The organism is Wolbachia endosymbiont of Tuta absoluta (assembly GCF_059414725.1).
In genome coordinates, this window is sequence record NZ_JBNRJY010000483.1 from 1 (window position 1) to 390 (window position 390).

General features: G+C 44.9%; 1 pseudogene. It reads left to right on the forward strand.

The features are described 5' to 3' along the window. Positions 1-390 (forward strand): annotated as a pseudogene (locus ACJ5GX_RS05315) (hypothetical protein); the annotation flags it as partial.

A 390-nucleotide genomic window follows, 5' to 3' on the forward strand; every position in this document is an offset into this window, starting at 1 on the left:
TAAAGGATTAGACGGAGCCATGGGAATAAAAGGTGATATGGGTGAGAAAGGAGAACCAGGTGCAAATGGATTGCAAGGTCCAGAAGGTCCTAAGGGAGAGCCAGGTATGAGGGGCTTCAATGGTACACAAGGTCTTACAGGCAACAAGGGTGAGCCCGGTATAGAAGGATTAAAAGGAGATATAGGACCTCAAGGTATAAAAGGTGAGCCAGGTATAAATGGAACAAAGGGAGATATTGGTCCTAAAGGATTAGACGGAGCCATGGGAATAAAAGGTGATATGGGTGAGAAAGGAAAGATAGGTTCTAAAGGTGAGCCAGGCATAAAAGGTGAGCCAGGTATAAATGGAACAAAGGGAGATATTGGTCCTAAAGGATTAGACGGAGCCAT